This window comes from Streptomyces sp. NPDC056987 (assembly GCF_042673865.1).
In the GTDB taxonomy this organism is placed as follows: domain Bacteria; phylum Actinomycetota; class Actinomycetes; order Streptomycetales; family Streptomycetaceae; genus Streptomyces.
Genome location: NZ_JBHURV010000016.1, coordinates 87398 through 111610 on the forward strand (window position 1 = coordinate 87398; position 24213 = coordinate 111610).

The window sequence follows — 24213 nt, forward strand, 5'->3', positions numbered from 1 at the left end:
CCCACCACACCCCCGGGCCTTACTCGGCGGCGTCGTTTACCCCCCCCCCCCGCCGGGGGGGGGGGGGGGGGGGGGGGGGGGGCCCCCCCCCCCCCCCGACACCTTCACCTGCCTTTCGGGGGGTGCTGATTGATGTAACAGGTGCTACTGAATGTGTTACGGAACGTGCTCCGAGGAGACCACGGGCCTACTGGTCCGCGGGTCCCGGGGACTTACTTGGACGAGCCCATCAGCACGTAGTCGTACATGCCGAGGTACGACTCGGCGACGGTGACGTTGGTGGCCGAGTCCGGGCGGTAGAGCAGGTTCTTCTTGTAGAAGAGCGGCACCGCGGACGCGTTCTCCAGGACCAGCTTGTCGACCTCGGCCCACTTCTCACCACGAGCGGTGGCGTCGACGGTGCCGATACCGTCGGTCAGCGCCTTGTTGATCTTCGGGTCGTTCAGCTCCATCAGGTTCGTGCCACCGGACGGCTTGATGGCCGCGCCGTTCACGATCGAGTCGAGGAAGCCGTAGCCGGTGGGCCAGTCAGCACCCCAGGCCATCATCATCAGGCCGGCCTTGTTGTCGTGGACCCACTTCGGGGAGCCCGCGAAGTCCGTGAAGTACTTGTCCGCCGGGAACTGCTTGATGTCGGCGTCGATGCCGATCGCCTTCAGGCTCTGCTGGATCTGCGTGGCGGCCAGGACCTCGTCGGGGCGGTCGGAACGCGCCGTGAGCGAGGTCTTGAAGCCGTTCGGCTGACCGCACTTGGTGAGGTGATCCTTGGCCTTGGCCGCGTCACCCTTGTTGCCCGGCGTCGGGTACAGGTCGAACTTCTTGTAGCCGGCGACCGACGGCGGGATCATCGTGGTGGCGGGGTCACCCTTGACCGCACCGCCGATGGAGTCGACCACACCGGCCTTGTTGATCGCGTACTGCACTGCCTTGCGGCAATCGATGTTGTCGAACGGCTTCACGTTGACGTTCATCGCCAGGTACTGGAGCGCGCCCGCGTACGGGTTGTCCGTCCGGGCCTTCTCGGCCGGCTTGACGAGCACCTTCGGCTGCGTCTTCGACTGGAGGCCGGTGCCCGCGATGTCCGCCGTGATGGTGTCGCTGAGCAGGTGCTCGTCGACCGTCGTGGCGTTGACGTTGAACTTCAGCTCGATCTTGTCGGGCAGCGCCTTGCGGATCGGGTCCGTCGCCGGGTCCCACTCGGGGTTCCGGGAGAACGTCGCGCCGCGGCTCTCGCTGTACGAGTCGAACTTGTACGGGCCCGAGGAGACGATCTTCTGGACGTACTCGGCGCCCGTGTCGGCCTTCTGCGGGACCGGGGCCGTCTGCGAGAACGCGGCCAGGTAGTCCATGTCCGCGAACGGCTTGTTCAGCTTGAAGGTGATCGTGTACTTGTCCGGCGTCTCGATGGACTTGAGACCCTCGGGCGACTTGTCCTTGTACGGACCCTTGTACTTGTCGCCGCCGTCCAGGTACGCCTTGAAGTACGTCGGGCCGTTGGACATGGCCTCGGGCGCGAAGTTGGAGCGCTCGACGGCGTACTTGACGTCGGCCGAGGTGATCTCGGTGCCGTCCTGGAACTTGACGCCCTTACGGAGCGTGTACGTCCAGGTCTTGGCGTCCGGACTGGCCTTGCCGAGGGAGGTCGCCAGGTCGGGGACGACCGTGAGGCCCTCCTTGCCGGCGGCCGGCTTGAACGTCACCAGCGAACGGGCGTACAGGCGGGAGAAGTTCTGCACCCAGCCGTAGTACGTGTTGCCCGGGTCCAGGGAGTCGGGGCCACTGGAGTGCTCGTACGTGACCGTGCCCCCCTTCTTCGTGCTGGCGTTGACGATGCTGCTCAGTCCGGCATCGGCCTTCGCGCTGCCGCCCCCATTGCCGTCCTTGTCCTTGCTGTCACCGCTGCCGCAGGCGGTCGCACCGAGCGCCAACGCCAGCGTGACGGCTATGGCCGATGCTGTCTTTCTGCTGTTCACCTGAGGAAAGCCCCCTCGATCGATGGTGCGGCCGGGCCGCGATTACTTGCCACGGGGGTCGAGTGCGTCACGCAGACCGTCCCCCAGCAGATTGAAGGCGAGCACGGTGATGAAGATCGCCATGCCAGGAATGATCATGAACATCGGGTCGACCTGGTACAGGTCGACCGCGGTGGACAGCATGCCGCCCCATGAGGACTGCGGCGGGGCGATACCGACGCCGAGGAAGCTCAGGGAAGCCTCGAAGAGGATGTTGGTGGGGATCAGCAGCGTCGAGTAGACGAGGATCGGCGCGATCAGGTTGGGCAGCAGCTCCCGGAAGAGGATGAACGGGCCGCGCGCGCCGAGCGATCTGGCCGCCTCCACGAACTCCCGCTCACGCAGGCTGAGGGTCTGCGCGCGCACGATGCGGCCGATGTACGGCCAGCTGAAGAAGCCGATCACGAAGATGAGTACGGCGATGCGCAGCGAGAGCCCTTCGAGCCCGAACACCTTGCCCTGGAGCGACGCGGAGATGGAGATCGCGAAGAGGAGCAGCGGGAAGGCGAGGAAGGTGTCCATCATGCGGCTGATGGCGCTGTCGACCCAGCCGCCGTAGAAGCCGGCGACGACGCCCATCACGACACCGATGACGACGGAGAGCAGCGTGGACCCGGCCGCGACGACCAGGGAGACCCAGGAGCCCTCGATGATGCGGGCCAGGATGTCCCGGCCCGTCTGCGGTTCGACACCCAGGGGGTGGTCCCAGCTCATGCCGCCGAAGCTGCCCTTGGGCGCGAGCAGCACGGGATCGACGAGGTCCTGGTTGAAGGCGTTGGGGTCAAGGCCGAAGACCGACTGGATCGGCTTGGAGAGTGCGGCGACAAGGACCAGCAGGATCACGATGACGCCGCCCGCCATGGCGACCTTGTCCCGTTTGAACCGCGTCCATGCGATCCGGCCGAGCGAGCGGCCCTCGATCTGCTTGCCCCCGGCGCCTTCCAGCACCGCTTCCGGCTGCGCTTTCGCCGCCGGACCGGTGGTCTCGATAGGTGCCGTCATTGCGCTGGAGACCCCTCTCGGCCGACGGTGGCCGGCCTGTGACCGCCGCTGTAGCGGCTCGTTCGCTTCATTGATGTCGCACGGTGGTCCCCCCGGTTCGGGAGATCCGCTTCTGTCAGCGCGTCGCCCACACATCTGTCGCACATACGTGCCGATGCCACCTGCTGGAGGGAGTCTTCAGCCCTATCGCGATCACATGCCAGCCCCACAGGAGAATGGTTGCTCAACCGTGATGCGATCAGAGGGTTACCGTTATACGGACACCTCTGACGCCTCAGCGGACGACATCGGTCATCGACCCGTCAGATTCGACCAGAACGGGCATGTTTGACCCACTTGTTGTCTCCCCCGTGGCGGATTCAGTATGCGCGAGAGGCGGGGGGCGGATAGCCGTAACCGGAGGACTGGACGGGCGCCGCGTGCGCCGCGTGCGCCTCCCGGTCGTAGAACGGGCGGGAGTTGACCCGCAGCCACATCGCGACCGGGTCGTACTCGTCGGACATCGCGACCGTGGAGACGGGCAGCCCGTCGGGGACGGCGGCGATCGACTGACGCATCATCGCGCGTACGGAGTCGACGGAGACCGGGCTCGTGTCGTACAGGTCGAGCCCGATCGCCAGGTACGGGGCGCCCAGCGCGGGCTGCACCCAGGCGCGGCGCAACGACCGTACGGCGGGGGTGCGGTGCGCGTTCTGGGTGAGCAGGGCGTAGAACTGCGGGAGTTGGATGGCCGGCTCGGAGAGCCGCAGCGGGCCCGCGGGCATCCGGTCGAGGCCGGTGGCGATCCGGCGCAGATCCAGCCACGGAATGCCGAGGCCGCCGCCGGGGGCGTGCGGATTGAGCCAGATCCCCCAGCGGTCCGGGTAGAGGGCACGGGCGATGTCGCGGCCGGAGACCACTTCGTGCGCGCGGGTCCAGCCGCTGGCGGACAGCTCGTGGGCGGAGGTGACGCAGGGCGCGTAACCCAGCCCGTCGACCTCCATGTTGCCGTACTGGGCGTCGGGCGAACCGGCCCTGCCGTGCCAGAGCAGCATCCAGACGCTCTCGTCGGCGAGGGCCTGGAGCAGCGCCTCGTACGCGTCGTACCGTCCCGGCGTCACCTGGCGCAGCATGTGCTCGACCTGCCCGGCCGCCGCGGTGCCTGACGCGCTCACTCTGGGTCCCGCCCCTCTTAGATCCACCATTCGTCCCGCTCCCCCCGGCGCCACCCGGGGTGCCCCGTGACCCGCGGAGCGCGCCCGCCGCGTGGGCGGTACGCCGGTCCAGCCATCCAACCAGCTTAGGCGGCTGGCCTGACACCGACTTGACGGCGGGTGCGCGTGCCGCATAGGCGGGGCGGTGCGGTACGGCTGGTTCCTGCCGCGTGTGCCGTGGCCGGAGCGGAGACGTGCCCGCGACTACGGCTCATACCCGCCCCGGCCGGTCGTACCCTTCCGGCCCTTCCGCTCACGCGCGCTCGTAGAAGGGCCGGACCTTCGCCAGCAGCCACTCGCCGACCGGGTCCTGCGTCAGGTCCAGCAGCAGGAGGTTGACGGGCCAGGCCACCGGCACCCGGCCCAGGGCGCGGCCGAGCGCGTCCATCGGGGCGTTGCGGTCGGCGGCCTCCCAGGAGGAGAGCTGGACGCCGATGAAGAGCACCGGCGGCTCGCCCTCGACGCTGGCGAGCGCGCGCCGGGCGGTGGCCACCGTGCCCGCCGCGCCGAACTCGGCCGCGGCGGCGGAGAGGAAGTCGACCGGGTCCTCCTGCCAGTCCGGCTCGAAGAGCCTGACCCGGCCCCCGCTGGCCGGCCCGTCGAGCGGGGTACGCCCCACCCGGCACAGCTCGGCGACGGCGAGCGGCGGCAGCGGCGCCCCGACCGCACCGCCGGGGTTGACCGCGATGCCGAGCTGCGGGGGCAGCCCGCGGGCGAAGTCACGGGCCGGCGCGACGGTGAACGCCATGTGCTCGCCGACGCACTGGAGGAACTGCTGGTGCGAGCTGAACACCGGGACGTACGGTGCGCCGTCGATCTCGACCGTCGGCAAGTCGAGCGAGGGGCTGTCGGGTCCGCCCCCGTTGGGCAGCGGTACCCAGATCTCGCTGCGGCCGAGGACCTCGACCAGCCGCCCGCCCGCCGCGTCGTTGCCGAGCGAGGCGCTGAGGACCTCTTCCAGCTCGTTCCCCGGCCATGCCGTGTTCACCACGTGTTACCCCTCCACCCAGTACACCGGGTCCGCTCAGGACCCTGCCGCAGCACCCAGCACCCTAATGCCGTGGAGCGTGGCGCGGGTCACTCCGCTCCCGGCGCGGAGCCCAGGACCGGTGCGTCTAAGAACGCGATCCGCTCCAGACCGCCCGCCGCGTCCCGGTCCAGCAGCACCACCGAGGCGCACCCCTGAGGGAGCCGGCCCGCCGCCACCGCGGCGAGCAGCCGGCGGACCGCGCCGCGGTGGCGTGCGAAGGCGTACCCCGAGACGCCGCGGCCGCGCTCGCGCTGGCCCGCACGGGCGGTCTCCGGCGGCACGTCCAGCACGAGCAGATGCAGCCGGCGCCCGCGTCTGACGGCCTCCCGGGCGAGCCAGCGCCGTACCCAGGTCTGCGTACCGCAGTCGTGCACGACGGGGCTCGCGCCCGAGCGCAGCGCGCGCCGCAGCCCCGCGTAGTGCGCCGTCCGTACGAGGGGGCGGTAGACGGCGTAGGGCAGTACGGACGGCATCCGCCGCGCCCAGCGGTCCCGCGCGTCCTGGGAGTCGATGCCGCCGCCCTCGGCGGCCCGCCGGATCAGCGTGGACTTGCCGCTGCCGGGCAGCCCGGAGACGACCACCAGGTCCCCGGCGTCGAAGACCAGCCCGTCGGGCCCCCGGCCCGGCCCCAGCCCCCGCAGGTCGCGCACGGCGGGGGCCGGCGGGGCCGGGGCCGCCACCCCCGCGGGGCCCTCGCCGAGCGCGCCCGCCCCCTGCTGTGCGGGCACGCCCGCGGTCGTGGCACACGCGCCGGACCCCTGCGAGATCATCGCCGTCCCCCTGTCAGCTCAGTCCGTGCCGGCCCGGTCGGTCCGGCCTGCCCGGCCGGGCCGGTCCGCCCCGTCGGCCCGGCCGGTGGCCGCCCCGTCCGGCCTGCCCATGTCTCTTGCCCATGAAGTGTAAAGACTTGGTAATGTCCCGCAAGCCTCTCACCTGTACCGGCGATCTGCCGACCGGCCGCGCCGTCCCGCCGCACCCCGTGCGATGATGTGCCCGCCAACTCCATACCGGCCGTTCGAATCCGCGCGGGAGAGTCCCGGTCGCCCTGTGCGCCGGGCGCCGAAGGAGCAAGACCCTCCCTTGAATCTCTCAGGCCCCGTACCGCGCGGACGAGGCAGATCTGAAAAGCGGGCCGTGTCGTCACGGCCCCACCCAAGGTGCAAGTCATGACCTCAGTACGCGGGGTCGTGATGAACCTCTCAGGTTCCGATGACAGATGGGGAGGATCGTCCTCGTAGTCATACCCTGGGAGCCACACCGATGAGCCATGTCCCCCCGAGCAGCACCCCCCGCCGTACCGCCCTCGACGCCACGCACCGCGCGCTGGGCGCGACCATGACCGACTTCGCGGGCTGGGACATGCCGCTGCGCTACGGCAGTGAGCGCGACGAGCACACCGCGGTCCGCACCCGCGCCGGGCTCTTCGACCTCTCCCACATGGGCGAGATCACCGTCACGGGGCCGGACGCCGGGCGTCTCCTCGACCACGCGCTGGTCGGCAACATCGGCGCCGTGGCGATGGGCCGCGCCCGGTACACGATGATCTGCCAGGAGGACGGCGGGATCCTGGACGACCTGATCGTCTACCGCCTCGGCGAGGACACGTACCTGGTCGTCGCCAACGCCTCCAACGCCGGGACGGTCCTGGACGCGCTCACCGCCCGCGCCGCCGGGTTCGACGCCGCCGTACGGGACGACCGGGACGCGTACGCGCTGCTGGCCGTCCAGGGCCCGGAGTCGCCCGGCATCCTGAAGGCGTTGACCGACGCCGACCTGGACGGGCTCAAGTACTACGCGGGCCTGCCCGGCACCGTCGCCGGGGTGCCCGCCCTGATCGCGCGGACCGGCTACACCGGCGAGGACGGCTTCGAGCTCTTCGTCGAGCCGCGCCACGCCGAGCGGCTGTGGCAGGCGCTCACCGAGGCCGGCGCGGGCGTGGGCCTGGTGCCCTGCGGGCTCTCCTGCCGCGACACCCTCCGGCTGGAGGCGGGCATGCCGCTGTACGGGAACGAGCTGTCCACCGCCCTGACCCCGTTCGACGCGGGCCTCGGCCGGGTCGTGAAGTTCGACAAGACGTCGAACGGCGGCGCCTTCGTCGGCCGCGAGGCGCTGGCGGCGGCCGCCGAGCGCGCCGCGGCCGCCCCGCCGCGCAAGCTGGTCGGCCTGATCGCCGAGGGCCGCCGCGTCCCGCGCGCCGGATACCCGGTGGTCGCCGACGGCGCCGTCGTGGGCGAGGTCACCTCGGGCGCCCCGTCGCCGACCCTGGGCCGGCCCATCGCGATGGCGTACGTGGACGCCGCGCACGCCGCGCCCGGTACGGCGGGGGTCGGCGTGGACATCCGCGGCTCCCACGAGCCGTACGAGGTCGTGGCGCTGCCGTTCTACAAGCGCCAGAAGTGATCAGGCACCGGAAGTGATACGGACGCCCGCCGCGTCCGTCCCGTCTCGGTCCGCAAGACAGCGGTTCCGCACCACACCCTCGCGTACAGGAGAATTCAGGTCATGAGCAACCCCCAGCAGCTTCGCTACAGCAAGGAGCACGAGTGGCTGACGGCCGCCGAGAACGGCGTGTCGACGGTCGGTATCACGGAGTACGCGGCCAACGCCCTCGGCGATGTCGTGTACGCCCAGCTTCCCGAGGTCGGTGACACGGTGACCGCGGGCGAGACCTGCGGAGAGCTGGAGTCCACCAAGTCCGTCAGCGATCTGTACGCCCCGGTGACCGGCGAGGTCACCGAGACGAACCAGGACGTCGTCGACGACCCCTCGCTGGTGAACTCCGCGCCCTTCGAGGGCGGCTGGCTGTTCAAGGTACGCGTCACGGAGGAGCCGGAGGACCTGCTCACCGCCGAGGAATACACGACGTTCTCCGGCAACTGACCCCGGGCAACTGACGTGACGCAGCTCACCCGGACGACCCCGCACCAAGACACCCCAGGGACCGTGATGTCTTCGAAGTCGCTTCTGAACGCCTCACTCCACGAGCTGGACCCCGACGTCGCCGCCGCTGTCGACGCCGAACTCCACCGCCAGCAGTCCACCCTCGAAATGATCGCCTCGGAGAACTTCGCGCCGGTCGCGGTCATGGAGGCCCAGGGCTCCGTCCTGACCAACAAGTACGCCGAGGGCTACCCCGGCCGCCGCTACTACGGCGGCTGCGAGCACGTCGACGTGGTCGAGCAGATCGCCATCGACCGGGTGAAGGCGCTCTTCGGCGCCGAGCACGCGAACGTACAGCCGCACTCGGGTGCCCAGGCGAACGCGGCCGCGATGTTCGCGCTGCTCTCCCCCGGCGACACGATCATGGGTCTGAACCTCGCCCACGGCGGGCACCTCACCCACGGCATGAAGATCAACTTCTCCGGCAAGCTCTACAACGTCGTCGCGTACCACGTCGACGGCGAGACCGGCCAGATCGACATGGCCGAGGTCGAGCGGCTCGCCAAGGAGTCCCGCCCGAAGCTGATCGTGGCCGGCTGGTCCGCGTACCCCCGTCAGCTCGACTTCGCGGCCTTCCGCCGGATCGCGGACGAGGTCGGCGCGTACCTGATGGTCGACATGGCGCACTTCGCCGGTCTGGTCGCGGCCGGGCTGCACCCCAACCCGGTGCCGCACGCGCACGTCGTCACCACCACCACGCACAAGACCCTCGGCGGCCCGCGCGGGGGCGTGATCCTCTCCACCAAGGAACTGGCGAAGAAGATCAACTCGGCGGTCTTCCCCGGTCAGCAGGGCGGCCCGCTGGAGCATGTCATCGCGGGCAAGGCGGTCTCCTTCAAGGTGGCGGCCACGGACGAGTTCAAGGAGCGCCAGCAGCGCACCCTGGACGGCGCCCGGATCCTCGCCGAGCGCCTGGTGCAGCCGGACGTGACCGAGGCGGGCGTCTCCGTCCTGTCCGGCGGTACGGACGTCCACCTGGTCCTGGTCGACCTGCGCAACTCGGAGCTGGACGGCCAGCAGGCCGAGGACCGGCTCCACGAGGTCGGCATCACCGTCAACCGCAACGCCGTCCCGAACGACCCGCGCCCCCCGATGGTCACCTCGGGTCTGCGGATCGGCACGCCGGCGCTGGCCACCCGCGGCTTCACGGCCGAGGACTTCACCGAGGTCGCGGACATCATCGCGGCGGCGCTGAAGCCGGAGTTCGACCGCGCGGCGCTGGCCGCCCGGGTCACCGCGCTGGCCGGGAAGCACCCCCTCTACCCGGGCCTGTAACAACTGCTGTGCGGGGCACCGCGCACACCGGGCCCACCACCCCCGGGCCGGTGCGGTGCGGTGCCTCGCCCCCGTGCGGCGGCCTCTCCGCCGTACGACCGCCTTGTAAGGAGTCACCACCGTGGCCATCTCGGTCTTCGACCTGTTCTCGGTCGGTATCGGCCCCTCCAGTTCCCACACGGTCGGCCCGATGCGCGCGGCGGGCCTGTTCGCGCGCCGCCTGAAGAACGAGGGCCTGCTCGCCCACACCGTGTCCGTACGGTGCGAGCTGTACGGCTCGCTCGGCGCGACCGGGCACGGCCACGGCACCCCGAAGGCCGTACTCCTCGGCCTGGAGGGCGACTCGCCGCGCACCGTCGACGTGGAGAGCGCCGACGAGCAGGTGGCACGGATCCGCGCGGCCGGCCGGCTCAGCCTGCTCGGCGTGCACGAGATCGCCTTCGACGCCGACCGGGACCTGGTGCTGCACCGCCGCAAGGCCCTGCCGTTCCACGCCAACGGCATGACGGTCGCCGCGTACGACGCCGAGGGCGCGCCACTGCTGGAGAAGACGTACTACTCGGTGGGCGGCGGCTTCGTCGTCGACGAGTCCGTGCTCGACGAGGGCGCGCCCGGCGAGGACCGGATCAAGCCGGACGACACCGTGCTGAAGTACCCCTTCCGCACCGGCGACGAACTGCTGCGGCTCTCCGCCGACACCGGTCTGTCCATCTCCGCGCTGATGCTGGAGAACGAGAAGGCGTGGCGCACGGAGGACGAGATCCGCGCCGGGCTGCTGGAGATCTGGCGGGTCATGCAGGCGTGCGTCTCCCGGGGCATGTCCCGGGAGGGCATCCTCCCCGGCGGCCTCAAGGTCCGCCGCCGCGCGGCCCACTCGGCGCGCCAGCTACGCGCCGAGGGCGACCAGCAGGCCCACGCGATGGAGTGGATCACGCTGTACGCGATGGCGGTGAACGAGGAGAACGCGGCGGGCGGCCGCGTCGTCACGGCCCCGACCAACGGCGCGGCGGGCATCATCCCGGCCGTCCTGCACTACTACATGAACTTCGCGGCGGGCGGTGCGACGGCCGAGGAGAAGGACGAGAACGTGGTCCGTTTCCTTCTCGCGGCCGGCGCGATCGGCATGCTCTTCAAGGAGAACGCCTCCATCTCCGGCGCCGAGGTCGGCTGCCAGGGCGAGGTCGGCTCGGCCTGCTCCATGGCGGCGGGCGCCCTCGCCGAGGTACTGGGCGGCTCCGCGGAACAGGTCGAGAACGCCGCCGAGATCGGCATGGAGCACAACCTGGGCCTGACCTGCGACCCGGTCGGCGGCCTGGTCCAGATCCCGTGCATCGAGCGCAACGGCATGGCGGCGGTGAAGGCGGTCACGGCGGCGAAGATGGCGCTGCGCGGGGACGGCAGCCACAAGGTCTCCCTGGACAAGGTCATCAAGACGATGAAGGAGACCGGCGCGGACATGTCGGTCAAGTACAAGGAGACGGCGCGCGGCGGGCTCGCGGTGAACATCATCGAGTGCTGAGGAACCCCGCGGCGGACAGGTGAACGACCTCCGAGGGATTCCGCGCAACTCCCTTCTCCCGAGGCGCACTTGACCCTTGGAAGCGCTCCCGGATACTTTTCGGCACGCTCGGCACGCGCACACGCGTCCGCACCCCCTGAGGGGCAGTTCGGAAGGGTCATGAGGACAGCCATGGACGTACCCTCCGCGTTACCGCCCTGCCCGCCCGCCGGACGCGGTCCGCGCGTCGGAAAGGCAGACACGTGAACAATATGCACAATCTGCACAAACGACGCCCCGGGGAGCGGCAGTTCCACCGGATGCTCGCGGCGGCGGGCGTCGATCCCGGCCTGGTGCGCTCGCTCACCGAGCTGGAGGACGCGACCTTCAACACGGTCTACCGCGTTCACCTGAGCGAGGACGCGCCGGGGTACGGCAGTCTCGTACTCAAGATCGCGCCCGATCCGGCGATGCCGACGCTGGGCTACGAGCGCGGCATCATGCGGACCGAGGGCCTGTTCTACGCGGCCGCGGCGGGCCGGGTGCCGGTGCCCGAGGTGGTGTACGCGGACTTCTCCCGCGAGCTGATCGACACCGACTTCCTGGTGCTGACCGACCTGCCGGGCGCCAACTGGTCCGCCGCGCACGAGCGGATCGGGGAGGACGAGCGGGCGGGGCTCCGCGGCGAGCTGGGCGGGCTGGTGGCGGCGCTGCACGAGGTGACGGGCCCGGCGTTCGGCTACCCGCAGACCGCGCAGCTCCCGGAGGCCGCGCGGGTCCTGCGGACCGATGGGGCGCCGGAGGCCGCTGCCCTCGCCTCGCCGCCGGGCTGGCGCGCCGCGTTCCTCGCCATGGTGGACACGGTCCTGGCCGACGCGGCCGTGTTCGGCGCGCCGCTGCCGGAGCCCGCCGAGCGGATCCGGGAGACGGTGCACGCCGCGGCGGATCCGCTCGACGCCGTGACCACGCCGGTCCTGGTCCACTTCGACCTCTGGGACGGCAACATCCTGGTCGACCGCGCCGCCCCGGACGGGCCGCACCGGATCAGCGGCCTGATCGACGGTGAACGCGCCTTCTGGGGCGACCCGTTGGCGGAGCTGGTCTCGCTGGCCCTCTTCGAGGACATCGAGCGCGACGGGGCGTTCCTCGACGGATACCGGGCGGCGGGCGGCCGGGTCGACTTCGACGACGGGACCCGGCGGCGGCTCGCCCTCTACCGCTGCTACCTCTATCTGATCATGCTGGTCGAGGTGGTGCCGCGAGGTTTCTCCGGCCCGGCGCAGGAGGCCAGGGACCGCCAGGTGAGCGGGCTGCTGCGCGCCGAGCTGGCGGCCCTGGGCGGGGCCGGGCCGGCCTCCTGAGCGCCGAACCGGACCGGGCTTCGCCCCGGCGCCACAACTGCTGGTTGTGCTGTTAGCTTGGCGGCCGTGGATCTCACCGCCGTACGCACCTTCGTCGCCGCCGCGGACGCGGGCCAGTTCCAGGAAGCCGCGGACAGCCTGTCGATCACGCAGCAGGCCGTGTCCAAGCGCGTCGCCGCGCTGGAGAAGCAGCTCGGCGTACGGCTCTTCACCCGGGCGCCGCGCGGGGCCCGGCTCACCATCGACGGGCAGGCGTTCCTGCCGCACGCCCGCGCGCTGCTGCGGGCCGAGGAGCGGGCCGCCGCCTCCGTACGGCCGGGGCGCCGCCCGCTGCGCGTCGACGTGATCGGCCGGCGGGTCGCCACGGCGGGGCTGCTGCGCGACTTCCACGGCGCGCATCCCGGGACCGAACTCGATGTCATGACCCTGTACAGCGCGGAGGAGGCGTTCGCGGCGGTCCGCGACGGCACGATCGACGCGACGTTCCGCGCCGTCACCATGCCCGGACTGCCGCTCCCCGAAGGGGTCGAGGCGACCCCGGTCCTCGACGAGCCGCTCCAGCTCGTCACGGGGTCGGCCCATCCGTACGCCGCCGCCGACGCGGTCACCCCCGCCCAGCTCGCGGGCCGGCGGATCTGGATGCCCGCCAACCGGTCGGGAACGGAGTGGGCCGCGTACTACGACGAACTCGCCGCCGCGTTCGGGCTCACCGTCGACGCCATCGGCCCCGACTTCGGCGTCGAGGCGCTGCTCGGCACGATCGCGGACTCCGCGACGCTGGGCACCTTCCTCAGCGAGCGCACCCCCCTCGTCCGGCCCGCCGGCCACGATCTGCGGCGCATCCCCCTGCGCGATCCGACCCCGGTCTACCCGCACTGCCTGGTCTGGCGCACGGACAATCCGCACCCGGCCCTCACCGCACTCCGCGACCACCTCACCGCCGCCGCGCGCCCCCGCCTCACCGCGCCGGAGATCTGGACCCCGGCATGGGCCCTGCGCGCCGCCGGGCCGGGACGCCCGCACCAGGACAACTGACCCCGCGCACACCCCGGTCACCCCGGCTTCCCCCGGAGTACGGCAACTGCGCCCGTGCCCCGGTCGTCTCTCCCGGTATGGCGAAGAGAACCCGCGCCCACGCCCTCTCCGCCGCCCTGATCCTCGCCCTCGCCGCCCCGGGCCTCCCGGCGCTCTCCGCCGGAACGGCCGCCGCGGCCCCCGCGCCCGGCGCCGTGTCCGCCTCCCCTGCTGCGGCCGGTGCCGAACTGCCCCGCCCCACCGGCCCGTACGGGGTCGGCCGGGACACCCTGAGCCTGGTGGACCAGGCCCGTACCGATCCATGGGTGCCGGAGTCGGGGCCGCGCCGGCTAATGGTGTCGATGTACTACCCGGCCGCGCCGGGCACCGGCCGCCCGGCGCCGTACCTGACGGCCGACGAGGCCCGTGCCTTCCTGGTGAACAACGGTGTCCCCGGCTCCCTCGCCGAGCCGATGAGCGCGACGCGGGTCCACTCCCGTCTGGACGCGCGGGCGCTGCCGGGGCGCCATCCGCTCGTCGTGCTCTCGCCCGGCTTCTCCCTCTCCCGGCTCACTCTCTCGCTCCTCGCGGAGGACCTGACCAGCCGCGGCTACGTCGTCGCGCTGGTGGACCACGCGTACGAGAGCTTCGGTACGAGCTGGCCCGACGGCTCCTTCACCTCCTGCGTCGCGTGCGAGGTGCGCGGCGAGGAGGGGAAGCCGGCCGTGGCCGACGTACGCTCCGCCGATGTCTCCTTCCTGCTGGACCGGCTGACCGGCGCGCGGCCCGCGTGGGAGCGCGCCCGGCTGATCGACCGATCCCGGATCGGCATGGCGGGGCACTCCATCGGCGGCGACTCCGCCGAGCAGACCATGTCCGACGACCCGCGCGTCCTGGCCGGGGTCAACATGGACGGCAGCTTCCACCAGAAGGCGCCCGGCGCCGGGGTCGCCGGGCGCCCGTTCCTGCTGCTGGGCACGGACAGCCTGCACCGTCCCGGCGGCGGCGACACGAGCTGGGACACCACCTGGGAGCGGCTGGACGGCTGGAAGCGCTGGCTGACGGTCGCCGGCTCGGCGCACGTCACCTCGTTCACGGATGTCTCGGCGGTGATCGACCAGCTCGGCTTGGAGGACCCCACGGGGGCCACGCTCCCGCCGGACCGGGCGAACGCGATCGTCCGGGAGTACCTCGCCGCCTTCTTCGACCGCCACCTGCGCCACGTACCACGTCCACTGCTGGACGGGGAGTCCGCCGCCTACCCGGAGGTGGCCTTCCACCGTCCGTGAACCGGCACGCCGGTCACGCGGTGCGGTTGCGGCCCACGTAGACGTTCCGCGCCCGGTAGAAGGTGTCGCCGCCCGGCCCCGAGGAGCCCGAGGAGCCCTCCATCTGGAGGTTGATGATCAGCCAGAGCGGTTTGCCGACGAACCCGGCCCCCCGGTGGACCGCCTTCCAGGTGCCGTCGAGGTAGTAGTGGATGTCCACGTCCGTGGCGCTCACCTTGGTGATCCAGGCGCGGTACGTGTGCCAGGAGCCGGGCGAGGAGACGCCGACGATCGTGGTCGACACGTCCGAGGAGGTACGGAAGGTGTTGAACCAGTTGTCGGTGTTCCCCTTGAACTCCAGGATGTCGCTCTCCGGCGGCCAGCTGTTGACCCCGGTCAGCCAGAACGCGGGCCAGGTGCCCGCGCCGCTCGGGGCCTGGAACTCGCCCTTGACCTCGTAGTCGGGGAACTGGTCGGTCACCACGATCTGGTTCTTCGCGTGCACCGCGCCCGAGTGGTAGCGGATCGGCAGATGCGGTGTCGAGCTGCTCGTGCCCTCGTCCCAGGTGATCCGGGTCGCCTGGAGCGTGAGCACGCCGGAGTTGAGATAGATGTGGTTGTGGTCGGTGGAACTGCCGTACATCCGGGCGCTGCCGTTGTGGTCGCTTCCCCAGGGGTACCGGTAGTTCCACTCCGCCTCGAAGGCGGCATAGCTGCCGAAGGACCCGTTGATCACGTCCTCCCACGCGGCCGCCGCCCGCGCCGGGCGTGCCGTGCCCGGCGCCGCGGCGGCCTGCGCGGCGGCCTGCGCCGTACGGGGCAGTGCGGCGCCCAGCGCCATCGCCCCGCCGAGCGCGGCGGCCCCGCCGAGGAAGCTCCTGCGGGCGGCGTGGCCGCCGCGCCCGGCGCCTTCTCTGCCGGCTCTGGCGTCTTTTCCGGCCCTGCTGTCACTGTTCTCACTGCCATCGTTGCCGTGCGACTCGCTCCGTGCCGGTACGTCCCGCATGACGTCTCCCAAGATGGGACAGAAAGCATCAGGACTCCACACATTCCCAAGGGGATCATCAGGCGTCAACGGGTGCGGCAGGCTCCCGCTCCCCGGTGACGGCGGCGACCTGGACGACGGCGTGATCACCCGTCATGGCGTAGGGACGGCCGACCATTCGGGGGAACGTCGGGGCGTAGAAGGCGTCGGATTCGTCCTCCGTCCCGGCCGACCCGTTCCCATGTCCTTTGTCCGTCCCGCGCGCTGTACGCCGAACTCACGCATGCTGCAAGTCCACCGCACCATCCGGAACACCACCGAGGGGGGACACGATGACCCCGGGAGCCGACATCAAGACCGACCACACCGCCCGCGCCTGTGCCCGTGGGCACGCCTCTGCCCCTGTCCCTGCCTCCGTCCCTGCCTCCGCCCCTGCCTCTGCCCATGACCGCGCCCGTCCCCGCGTCCCGTACGCCCTGGGAGCCGCGGTCCTGTGCGCCGCCTTCGCGCTGACGGGCTGCTCGCTGCTGGGCGCCGGAGGCTCCGACACCTCCGCGGACGACAAAGCCGTGCCCGCCACGGAGCCCGCCACCGTCCGCCCCGCGCTCCGCCCGGTCGCGCCCGTGCCCACCGCGCTGGAGGGCGTCCACGTCAATGTCGAGGACGGAGCCGTGGTCGGGGTCGGGATGCCGGTGTCGCTCACCTTCGAGCAGCCCGTGCCCGCCGCCGAACGGGCCGCCGTCGAACGGGCCCTGACCATCATCAGCAGGCCGCCCGTGACCGGAGCCTGGAGCTGGGTGAAGGACCGCCACCTCGACGACGGCCAGCGCCTCGACTACCGCCCCCGCACCTACTGGACCCCCGGCACGAAGGTCACCCTCCGCGCGGGCCCGGGCGCCCGGTCCGGCAAGGGCTCCGGCCCGGCGGGCACCCTGAACCGGCGCTTCTCCGTCGGCCGGTCCCTCGTCGCCACCGTCGATGTGCCCGGCCACTTCATGACGGTCGTGAAGGGCGGGGTCGCCACCCGGATCCCCATCACCGCCGGGGCCCCCGGCATGGAGACCTGGAACGGCGTCATGGTCGTCTCGGACAAGGAGCGCCGGGTGCTGATGGACTCCAGCACCGTCGGCTTCGGCGACGCGTACAAGGGCTACTACAACTACGCCGTCCATCTGACGTCCTCCGGCACCTACCTCCACGAGAACCCGCTGGCCGACGTCCACGCGGGGCACGAGAACATCACGCACGGCTGCGTCGGTCTCCCCACGGACGGCACGGCGCGGCGCTTCTTCGAGGAGGTCATCCCCGGGGACGTCGTACAGGTCACCGGCTCGCCGGAGACGGTCGATCCGGGCAACGGTTACGGGGACTGGAACATCCCCTGGAGCCGGTGGCTGGCGGGCAGCGCCCTGCGGTGACCGGGGCGCCCGGCGGCCGGGGCCCGGTCAGCGGGTACTGACCCAGTGCGGGTCAGGCACCACCGTCAGGACCGCCGAGACCAGCACGACCAGTCCCAGTACGGCCAGTTCGGCGCGGGCGGGGCGGGTGGGGTCGCCGCCCCCGCCCAGCCGGCGCCGGGCCGCCAGCGCCAGCGCGCACACCACGGCCACCAGGACGAGCTTGGCGATCAGCACCCGGCCGTACGCCGTGGTGAGGACGACATCGGCGGGGAGCCTGCGCAGGGCCGAGACCGTGCCGGTGGCGGCGAGCGCGGCGAGCAGCCGGCCCGCGTGACGGGCGTACCGGGCGAGCAGGCCCCCGGCCCCGCCCGGGACACCGCGGCGGAGCCACATCGCCCGCAGTACGTACAGCAGCCCGCCGGTCCAGAGCGACGCCGCGGTGAGATGGACGACGGTGAGCGCGGCGCCCAACAGCGGGGTGTACGGCTCGGGGTGGGCCCGCAGCGCCTCCGCGCCGACGACGGCGGCGAGCGGGGCGAGGGCGAGGGCGGGGCGGGTCAGGGTGGCGCAGCCGGCGGCCAGCAGGAAGCCGTTGGCCATGACGAGCAGGAGGCGGCCGTCGGCGGTGCCGTACACCGTGGTGAGGTCGAGCCCGCTGACCCGGGCCAGCAGCACGATCTGCCCGGCGGAGGCGGCGGCCCCGGCGAGCGACGCGGCGACGGCCCAGCGGCGCGGCTCGGAGAAGGCCACGGGGGCGGTCAAAGGGGCGGCCAAGGGAGCCGTCACGGAGGCAGTCCCGAGGGCGGTCCCGAGAGCGGTCCCTGGGGCGGTACGGAGTGGTCCGGAGCGGGCGGTTCCGGGGCGGGCGAGCCGGCCGCCCGCGAGTTCGCCGAGGTGCACGGCGAGCGCGGCGAAGACCACCGCGCGCAGCACCGTGGTGGCGCCCGCGCCGGGTATGCGCAGTTCCCCCGTGCCCCGGGCGGCGGCGCTCGCGCCCAGCAGGACGACGAGCAGGGCCGTCAGCGTGCCGCCCGCGACCAGAGCCACGGTGGTCGGCGTGGCTCTGCGGCCGGAACCGTGGGCGGTGGCGTCGACCGACGGACCAGGAAATATCACCTGCTCATCATCTCTACGGATCGCACGGAGCGGCAACGCGACCGTGAGCATCACGAAGCCGATGTTTGAGCGTCACGAAGCCGATGCTTCAGCCACGCCAGGGCTTGTAGTGCGGGTTGTCCTGACACTGCGCCATGGTCTCGGTCTTCTTCGCCAGGTCCACCGGACAGGCGCCGACGACCCGTTCCCGGGAGACGCCGCCGGGGAAGGCGACCTCGTCGCTCCCCCCGGGCTGCCGGGGGACGCCGAGGGTCCGGTCGACGTCGACGCCGCCGGGCGCGTCGATGTAGTAGTTGTAGACGGGCCTGTCCCCCACCGTGGACTTGTAGAGGTCGTGGTCGTAGCTGGCGGAGACGTACGGCGAGCCCTGCCCGGCCGCGGTGTGGCGGCTCAGGTCGTACCGGCCGTCCAGCGGCGCGTCGGGGTGGAGGCCCTGCTCGAAGACGAGCTGGGGCGCCCGGCCGTCGGCCCGGTAGAGCTGCCGGCAGTCGGTACGCCAGGACGGCGTCGGCGTGATCCGCGCGACCTCGACCCGGTGGTCCACCGCGGCGAACATCTTGTCCTCGACGAGCGGACACCGGTCGACGGCCGGGGCGGGCTCGGCGGCCGGGGCGGGCTCGGCCCCCGGGGCCGCCGGTGCGCCTGGTGCGCCCGGGGCGGGCGGTGTGGTCGGGACGGACGGTACGGACGGGGCCGGCGCGGCGGGTTCGACGGGGTCGGCGGGTTTCGCGGTGGCCGAGGGGGACGGTTCCGGTCCTGACACGGCCCCCGTGGCCGAGGCGGCGGGGACGAACAGGGCGGCGACGGAGAGGGCGACGGCCGCGGCCCGCCGCCGCAGGCGAGAAGTGGTCATGGGGAGCACCCTCCACGCTCCGCGGCGGCGGGCCGTGGACCGTCACCCGGATTGGGGCGTGTTGTCGGCCTGTTGCCGGGGCGGGGTTCCGGGCCCGCCGCGGTCAGCGGAAGACGCCCGTGTGTCCGAGCGAGTAGCGGCCCGGCTGCGGGTAGACCGCGAGGCCGTGGGGTCCCCCGCCGACCGGGATCCGGGCCAGTTCCTTGCCGCTGGTGGTGTCGATCGCGTACACCTCCGCGTTGTAACGCCCCGACAGCCAGAGGACCTTGCCGTCCGACGAGACGCCGCCCATGTCGGGGCTGCCGCCGCCGGGCAGGTGCCACTTCTTCGTCAGCTTGTCCCGCTTAAAGTCGAAGACGGAGACGGAGCCCTCGCCCCGGTTGGAGATGTACATCTCGCGGGAGTTCCGGCTCACGTAGAGACCGTGCGTGCCCTTGCCGGTGGGCAGCAGCTTCGGGGTGGAGAACTTCTTCCCGTCCAGCACCCACATGCCGTCGGCCATCATGTCCGCGATGTAGAACGTGCCGCCGTCCGGCGAGATCTTCACGTCCTGGGGCATCGCCCCCTCGAAGGGCAGGGTCTGCTGGCCGACGACCTTCATCTTCGCGGTGTCGACCTTCAGGAGTTCGCCGGAGAACTCGCAGGAGACGATGAAGTACCGCCCGTCCGCCGAGAAGTCCGCGTGGTTGACGCCCGCGCAGGTGACCGGCTCGGTCTTGACCACCTTCATGGTGTGCGGATCGCGGAAGACGAGTTCCCGGTCGAGGGAGGCCATGACGACGGCGTACTTGCCGTCGGGCGTGAAGTAGAGGTTGTACGGGTCGTGCACGTCGACCGGGTCACCGGCCTTGCCGGTGGCGGGGTCGATCGGGGTGAGGGTGTGGCCGCGGTTGTTGTTGACCCAGAGGGTCTTGAGGTCCCAGGACGGCACGACGTGCTGCGGCTGCCGGCCGACCGGGACCGTCTCGATGACCTCGTACGTCGCCGGGTCGATGACGGAGACCGTGTCCGAGTTGGTGTTGGGCACGTACACCCGCGAGGGGAAGCCCCGCACGACGGGCGAGAGCATGCCGGGACGGTCGGCGGCGTAGATGTCCTTGGGGTCCTGCACCGGGGGCATGCCCGGCAGACCGGCGGGCACGGACCGCACCGGGGCGGCCGGGCGCGTGGCCTTGGTGGCGGTGGCCGCCGTACGGACCGGCTCGCCGGAGTCACCGCACCCCGCGAGCACGGCGGCGAGGGAGATGGCCGCGGCGGCGGTCGCGAGGCGGGAGGCGCGGGGAGGAGTTCGGTGCATCAGGTCAGCAGCTCCGTGGTCGTCACCGCGCGCAGGCCGCGGCGTTCCAGTGCGTCGAGGAGGGCGGGCAGCGCGGCCACCGTGTCCGCGTAGCCGAAGTGCAGGCTCACCACGGAGCCGTCGCGGATCTCTCCGGTGACGGTACGGACGACGGCCGCGGCGCCGGGCGAGGTGAAGTCGAGGGAGTCGACGTCGTACGAGAGGACGTGCGGGTAGCCGGCCCGCCGGGCCAGCCGCTGGACGAGCGGGGTGGCGTGCTGGGTGCGGGACGGCCGGAACCAGGTGCCGATGGAGCCGGTGAGCCGGCGCAGCCGCCGGGCGCAGCCGGTGATCTCCGCGTACGCCTCCGCCTCGTCCATGGCGGAGATGTCGGTGTGGTGCAGTGTGTGGTTGCCGAGGTCGTGGCCGCCGTCGAGGATCCGGCGGGCGAGGGCGGGCTGTTCGTCGAGCCAGGTGCCGACCGCGAGGACGGTGACCCGGGCCCCGGCGCGTTCCGCCTCGGCGAGCAGGGCGGTGGCGGTGGCGGGGTCGCCCTGGCCGTGGAAGGTGAGGGCGACGCGGGGGCGGTCGCGGGGGCCGTGCTCGATCTCGGCGGGCTGCCCGGGGAAGCGCCGGGGCGCGGGGGCGCTGCGCGCGGCGGGCCGTACCGTGCCGGGGCTGGGGCCGGAGGCTCCCGGGCTGTCGCCGGGAGCGGCCGCTGACGGCTTTACAGAAGTGGGGGTGGTGTCGGAACAGCTGGTGGCGAGGGCGCCCGTGACGGCAGCGCCGGCTGCTGCGCGCAGTGCACTGCGGCGGTCGATCGGGATCACGACCCCATTTAAGGTGCAAATAGGGTGAAAGGTGACGATTGACCCGCTGTGCGACCCTCACGGGTGTCGCGGGACGTCATGACGTGCCAGGGGGCGCGGCGGAGTGCCGTGAAATGTCGCGGGGCGCCGCGAGGCGTCGCGGCGGCTACGGAATCTGGCGGTCCGCGACCCGCATCTCGAACCAGGTGGTCTTGCCGCGCGGCAGCAGGTCCACGCCCCACCGGTCGGAGAGCCGGTCGACCAGGAAGAGCCCGCGCCCGCTGGTGTCCAGCTCACGCACCGGCATCAGGCAGGGCAGCCCGCGCGAGGGGTCGCGGACCTCGATCCTGATCCAGCCGCGGCGGCGCAGCATCCGTAACCCGAAGACGCGGGCACCGGTGTGGCGGACGGCGTTGCCGACCAGTTCGGAGACGAGCAGGACCGCGTACTCGGCGGTCCCGGGCGAGAGCTGCCACTGGCGCAGCACCACGGTGTGGGTGATCCGGCGGGCGGCGGCGGCGGATTCGGGGCGGGACGGCAGCCGTACCTCCGCCTCCGTCGGGTTGCCGAACAATTCCAGCGCTTTGAGCGCCTGTTCGTCGTCGACGGACGGTATCCACCGCTCGGCGGCGGCGTGTCCGCGCTGCCGCGGCTGCTCCGTACCCTCCAGGCCCGCCATGCCCCCCATCATGGCCGCACGGCGCTCCCACCGTGGCCGTTCCCTGGTATTCGGCCCCCCGGAACGAGGCATTCCGGGAGGCGTGATCGGCATATGCCCTTGGCAGAAATTGAGCTTGAGCACCTATCCTGACCTGCGATGACGAGAACCGATTGATAGATCACCAAATGTGATCGCGAAGGCTTCCTTAAGCCTGCCTTAAGGTTGCGCCGGGCGATGCACGGGGTTGACGTAACGGCCACACATGTCCAACAGGGCGGTTCTCAGAGGAACTTCGCCTTGCCCGGCCCCTCCTCCACGAAGGACCGCATGCCGCGCTCGCGGTCCTCGGTGGCGAACAGGCTCGCGAACCAGGTCCGTTCGAGGGCGAGTCCCGTCTCCAGGTCCGTTTCGAGACCCGCGTCGACCGACTCCTTCGCGGCGCGCAGCGCGAGCGCCGGCCCCTGCGCGAGCTTCGCCGCCCAGGCGTGGGCCTGCTCGTACACCTCGGCCGCCGGGACGACCCGGTCGACCAGGCCGATGGCCAGCGCCTCGTCCGCCCGCACCTGACGGCCCGTGAAGATCAGGTCCTTGGCGCGGGACGGGCCGATCAGCCGCGCGAGCCGCTGGGTGCCGCCCGCGCCCGGGATCAGGCCCAGCAGGATCTCGGGCTGGCCGAGCTTGGCGTTGTCCCCGGCGATGCGGTAGTCCGCGCAGAGGGCCAGCTCGCAGCCGCCGCCCAGCGCGTACCCGGTGACGGCCGCGACGACCGGCTTGGGGATCCTGGCCACGGCCGTGAAGGACTCCTGGAGGGCCCGGGAGCGCCCGATCATCGCCGCGTGGTCCATCGCCCGCATCTCCTTGATGTCGGCGCCGGCCGCGAAGACCTTCTCGCCGCCGTAGAGGATCACGGAGCGCACGTCGTCCCGCGCCCCCGCCTCCACGGCCAGTTCACGCAGCCGGTCCTGGAGGGCGGTGTCGAGCGCGTTCATCGGGGGGCGGTCGAGCCGGATCGTACCGACGCCGCCGGAGACCTCAAGATTCACGAATGCCATGCCAACGAGGTTAACCGGCGCTAACGACAACGGGCCCGGTCGCGCACCGTACGGTGCGCGACCGGGCCCGGGGGCCGCGGCGGACGGGACCTACGCGGTCCACTCCGACCAGGACATGTTCCAGCCGTTGAGGCCGTTGTCCGGGGCTATCTGCTTGTCCTTCGAGTTCTTCACGATCACCACGTCGCCGATGATCGAGGCGTTGTACATCCACGCCGCGGGGGTGCCGTTGTTCCCGCCGCCCCGGAGGTCGCGCAGTCCGACGCAGCCGTGGCTGACGTTCGCCGAGCCGAAGGTGCCCGAGGACGCCCAGTAGTTGCCGTGCATGAAGGTGCCCGAGGTGGAGAGACGCATCGCGTGCGGCACGTCCTTGATGTCGTACTCACCGCCGAAGCCGACCGTGGCGCCGTTCATCCGGGTCACCGCGTACTTCTCGCTGATGACCATCTGGCCGTTGTACGTGGTGGTCGACGGGGCGCCCGCGGTGATCGGGATGGTCTTGACGAGCTTGCCGTCCCGGACGACCTTCATCGTCTTGGCGCTCGCGTCGACGGTCGAGACCTGGCTGCGGCCGATGGTGAAGGAGACGGTCTTGGCCTGCTTGCCGTAGACGCCGGGGCGGCCCTCGACGCCGTCCAGGTCGAGCTTCACCGTCACCTTCGTGCCCGGCGCCCAGTACTTCTCGGGGCGGAAGTCGAGCCGGTCGTTGCCGAACCAGTGGCCCTCCACCGGGACGGACGGCTCGGCCGTCACCGTGATGGCCTTCTCCACGGCCTCGGGCTCGGTGATGCCCCGGGTGAAGTTGATCGAGACCGGCATGCCGACGCCGACCGTCGAGCCGTCCTCGGGCGTGTAGGTGCCGATGAAGGTGTTCTTCGGTACGAGCGTGGTGAACGCGGTGTCCTTCGCGGACTCCCGGCCGTCCGCGTCCTCGGCGATCGCGTGCACCTTGTACCGGGTGCCGGAGGCCAGGTGCTGGAGCGGCTCCCAGGCCGTGCCGTCCGCCGAGAGCTTCCCCTCGACCGGGTCGCCCTTGTCGTCCTGGACGGTGACGGTGGTCAGCTTGCCCTTGGCCGCGGAGACCTTGAGCGCGCCCGTGGTCTCCACGGCCTTCGCGTCGTCCTTGGGTTCGATCGTCACCACCGCGACGGAGGCGGCGTTCTTCACCTCCGCCGCGCCCTTCCCGTCACCCTTGCCGTCGTCACCCGCACCGGATCCGCCGCCCCCGCCGCACGCCGTCACCACCAGGAGCAGCGCTCCCAGCAGCAGGGCGAGCAGCCCCGTACGTCCGTGTCCACGCCCACGCCCGGACGCTGACGTCGTGATCGATGTGGCCGACGTGGTCGATGTGGCTGATGTGACTGATGTCGCCGATATCGGCAGCCCGTTCACCATGGTGTCTCCCCTCGCGCGGCCTGGCCCCGCCACGGCCCGCACCCCCGCGCGTCGAGTGCACGCGCATGGCGAT

General features: G+C 71.8%; 21 protein-coding genes and 1 riboswitch. Of the genes, 8 read left to right on the forward strand and 13 right to left on the reverse strand.

Going from position 1 to position 24213, the window contains the following annotated elements; genetic code table 11:
- Positions 1-212 precede the first annotated feature (212 nt).
- From ACFTZC_RS20140 to ACFTZC_RS20160, 5 genes are all read right to left on the reverse strand, one after another.
- On the reverse strand, positions 213-1973 hold the full coding sequence (locus ACFTZC_RS20140; protein ID WP_382891499.1) for an ABC transporter substrate-binding protein: 1761 nt from the start codon (positions 1971-1973) through the stop codon (positions 213-215).
- A gap of 42 nt (positions 1974-2015) precedes the next feature.
- Positions 2016-3014: an ABC transporter permease gene (locus tag ACFTZC_RS20145; RefSeq protein ID WP_382891501.1), complete on the reverse strand. Its 999-nt coding sequence runs from the start codon at positions 3012-3014 to the stop codon at positions 2016-2018.
- Between the two features lie 359 nt (positions 3015-3373).
- Positions 3374-4168: an enhanced serine sensitivity protein SseB C-terminal domain-containing protein gene (locus ACFTZC_RS20150; protein ID WP_382891503.1), complete on the reverse strand. Its 795-nt coding sequence runs from the start codon at positions 4166-4168 to the stop codon at positions 3374-3376.
- 292 nt (positions 4169-4460) lie between these two features.
- Positions 4461-5195, reverse strand: a complete 735-nt coding sequence (locus tag ACFTZC_RS20155) for an enhanced serine sensitivity protein SseB (protein ID WP_382891633.1) — start codon at positions 5193-5195, stop codon at positions 4461-4463.
- An 89-nt stretch (positions 5196-5284) separates the two neighbouring features.
- Positions 5285-6007: an AAA family ATPase gene (locus tag ACFTZC_RS20160; protein ID WP_382891505.1), complete on the reverse strand. Its 723-nt coding sequence runs from the start codon at positions 6005-6007 to the stop codon at positions 5285-5287.
- 246 nt (positions 6008-6253) lie between these two features.
- A riboswitch (glycine riboswitch) is annotated at positions 6254-6351 on the forward strand.
- Positions 6352-6497: 146 nt separating this feature from the next.
- Here ACFTZC_RS20160 and gcvT point away from each other — a divergent pair.
- The 7 genes from gcvT to ACFTZC_RS20195 all read left to right on the forward strand — a co-directional run bounded on the left by gcvT (position 6498) and on the right by ACFTZC_RS20195 (position 14614).
- Positions 6498-7637 (forward strand): glycine cleavage system aminomethyltransferase GcvT, encoded by a 1140-nt coding sequence (gene gcvT / locus ACFTZC_RS20165; RefSeq protein WP_382891507.1) that lies wholly within the window; start codon positions 6498-6500, stop codon positions 7635-7637.
- Positions 7638-7739: 102 nt separating this feature from the next.
- Entirely contained in the window at positions 7740-8117 is a 378-nt protein-coding gene (gcvH, locus tag ACFTZC_RS20170) for a glycine cleavage system protein GcvH (protein ID WP_382891509.1), read from the forward strand.
- Between the two features lie 66 nt (positions 8118-8183).
- Positions 8184-9452, forward strand: coding sequence for a serine hydroxymethyltransferase (gene glyA / locus ACFTZC_RS20175; RefSeq protein ID WP_382891511.1), 1269 nt, complete (start codon positions 8184-8186; stop codon positions 9450-9452).
- 121 nt (positions 9453-9573) lie between these two features.
- Positions 9574-10971, forward strand: coding sequence for an L-serine ammonia-lyase (locus ACFTZC_RS20180; RefSeq protein ID WP_382891513.1), 1398 nt, complete (start codon positions 9574-9576; stop codon positions 10969-10971).
- Between the two features lie 251 nt (positions 10972-11222).
- The gene (locus ACFTZC_RS20185; protein WP_382891635.1) at positions 11223-12311 is read left to right on the forward strand and encodes a phosphotransferase family protein; all 1089 of its coding nucleotides are present in this window, start codon (positions 11223-11225) and stop codon (positions 12309-12311) included.
- Positions 12312-12377: 66 nt separating this feature from the next.
- Positions 12378-13346: a LysR family transcriptional regulator gene (locus ACFTZC_RS20190; protein ID WP_382891515.1), complete on the forward strand. Its 969-nt coding sequence runs from the start codon at positions 12378-12380 to the stop codon at positions 13344-13346.
- Between the two features lie 77 nt (positions 13347-13423).
- Positions 13424-14614 (forward strand): alpha/beta hydrolase family protein, encoded by a 1191-nt coding sequence (locus ACFTZC_RS20195; RefSeq protein WP_382891517.1) that lies wholly within the window; start codon positions 13424-13426, stop codon positions 14612-14614.
- 13 nt (positions 14615-14627) lie between these two features.
- Here ACFTZC_RS20195 and ACFTZC_RS20200 read toward each other — a convergent pair whose 3' ends face one another.
- Positions 14628-15599 carry a twin-arginine translocation signal domain-containing protein gene (locus ACFTZC_RS20200; protein ID WP_382891519.1) on the reverse strand — a complete coding sequence of 324 codons (972 nt, stop codon included), beginning with the start codon at positions 15597-15599 and terminating at the stop codon, positions 14628-14630.
- A 311-nt stretch (positions 15600-15910) separates the two neighbouring features.
- Between ACFTZC_RS20200 and ACFTZC_RS20205 the strand changes: the two genes are divergently transcribed.
- Positions 15911-16996 (forward strand): Ig-like domain-containing protein, encoded by a 1086-nt coding sequence (locus tag ACFTZC_RS20205; protein WP_382891521.1) that lies wholly within the window; start codon positions 15911-15913, stop codon positions 16994-16996.
- A gap of 27 nt (positions 16997-17023) precedes the next feature.
- On the opposite strand, the gene ACFTZC_RS20210 is transcribed toward ACFTZC_RS20205, so the two are convergent.
- The 7 genes from ACFTZC_RS20210 to ACFTZC_RS20240 all read right to left on the reverse strand — a co-directional run bounded on the left by ACFTZC_RS20210 (position 17024) and on the right by ACFTZC_RS20240 (position 24137).
- Positions 17024-18094 carry a CopD family protein gene (locus tag ACFTZC_RS20210; RefSeq protein ID WP_382891523.1) on the reverse strand — a complete coding sequence of 357 codons (1071 nt, stop codon included), beginning with the start codon at positions 18092-18094 and terminating at the stop codon, positions 17024-17026.
- Positions 18095-18182: 88 nt separating this feature from the next.
- Complete coding sequence (locus ACFTZC_RS20215; protein WP_382891525.1) at positions 18183-18947, reverse strand: hypothetical protein; 765 nt, start codon at positions 18945-18947, stop codon at positions 18183-18185.
- 103 nt (positions 18948-19050) lie between these two features.
- Positions 19051-20244, reverse strand: a complete 1194-nt coding sequence (locus ACFTZC_RS20220; RefSeq protein ID WP_382891527.1) for a hypothetical protein — start codon at positions 20242-20244, stop codon at positions 19051-19053.
- A complete protein-coding gene (locus ACFTZC_RS20225; protein WP_382891529.1) occupies positions 20244-21053 on the reverse strand; it encodes a polysaccharide deacetylase family protein in 810 nt (269 codons plus the stop codon). The genes ACFTZC_RS20220 and ACFTZC_RS20225 overlap by 1 nt, the downstream gene beginning before the upstream one ends.
- Positions 21054-21198: 145 nt before the next feature.
- A complete protein-coding gene (locus ACFTZC_RS20230) occupies positions 21199-21723 on the reverse strand; it encodes an ATP-binding protein (protein WP_382891531.1) in 525 nt (174 codons plus the stop codon).
- A gap of 251 nt (positions 21724-21974) precedes the next feature.
- The gene (locus ACFTZC_RS20235; protein WP_382891533.1) at positions 21975-22745 is read right to left on the reverse strand and encodes an enoyl-CoA hydratase/isomerase family protein; all 771 of its coding nucleotides are present in this window, start codon (positions 22743-22745) and stop codon (positions 21975-21977) included.
- Between the two features lie 90 nt (positions 22746-22835).
- Positions 22836-24137: an Ig-like domain-containing protein gene (locus ACFTZC_RS20240; RefSeq protein ID WP_382891637.1), complete on the reverse strand. Its 1302-nt coding sequence runs from the start codon at positions 24135-24137 to the stop codon at positions 22836-22838.
- Positions 24138-24213 lie beyond the last annotated feature (76 nt).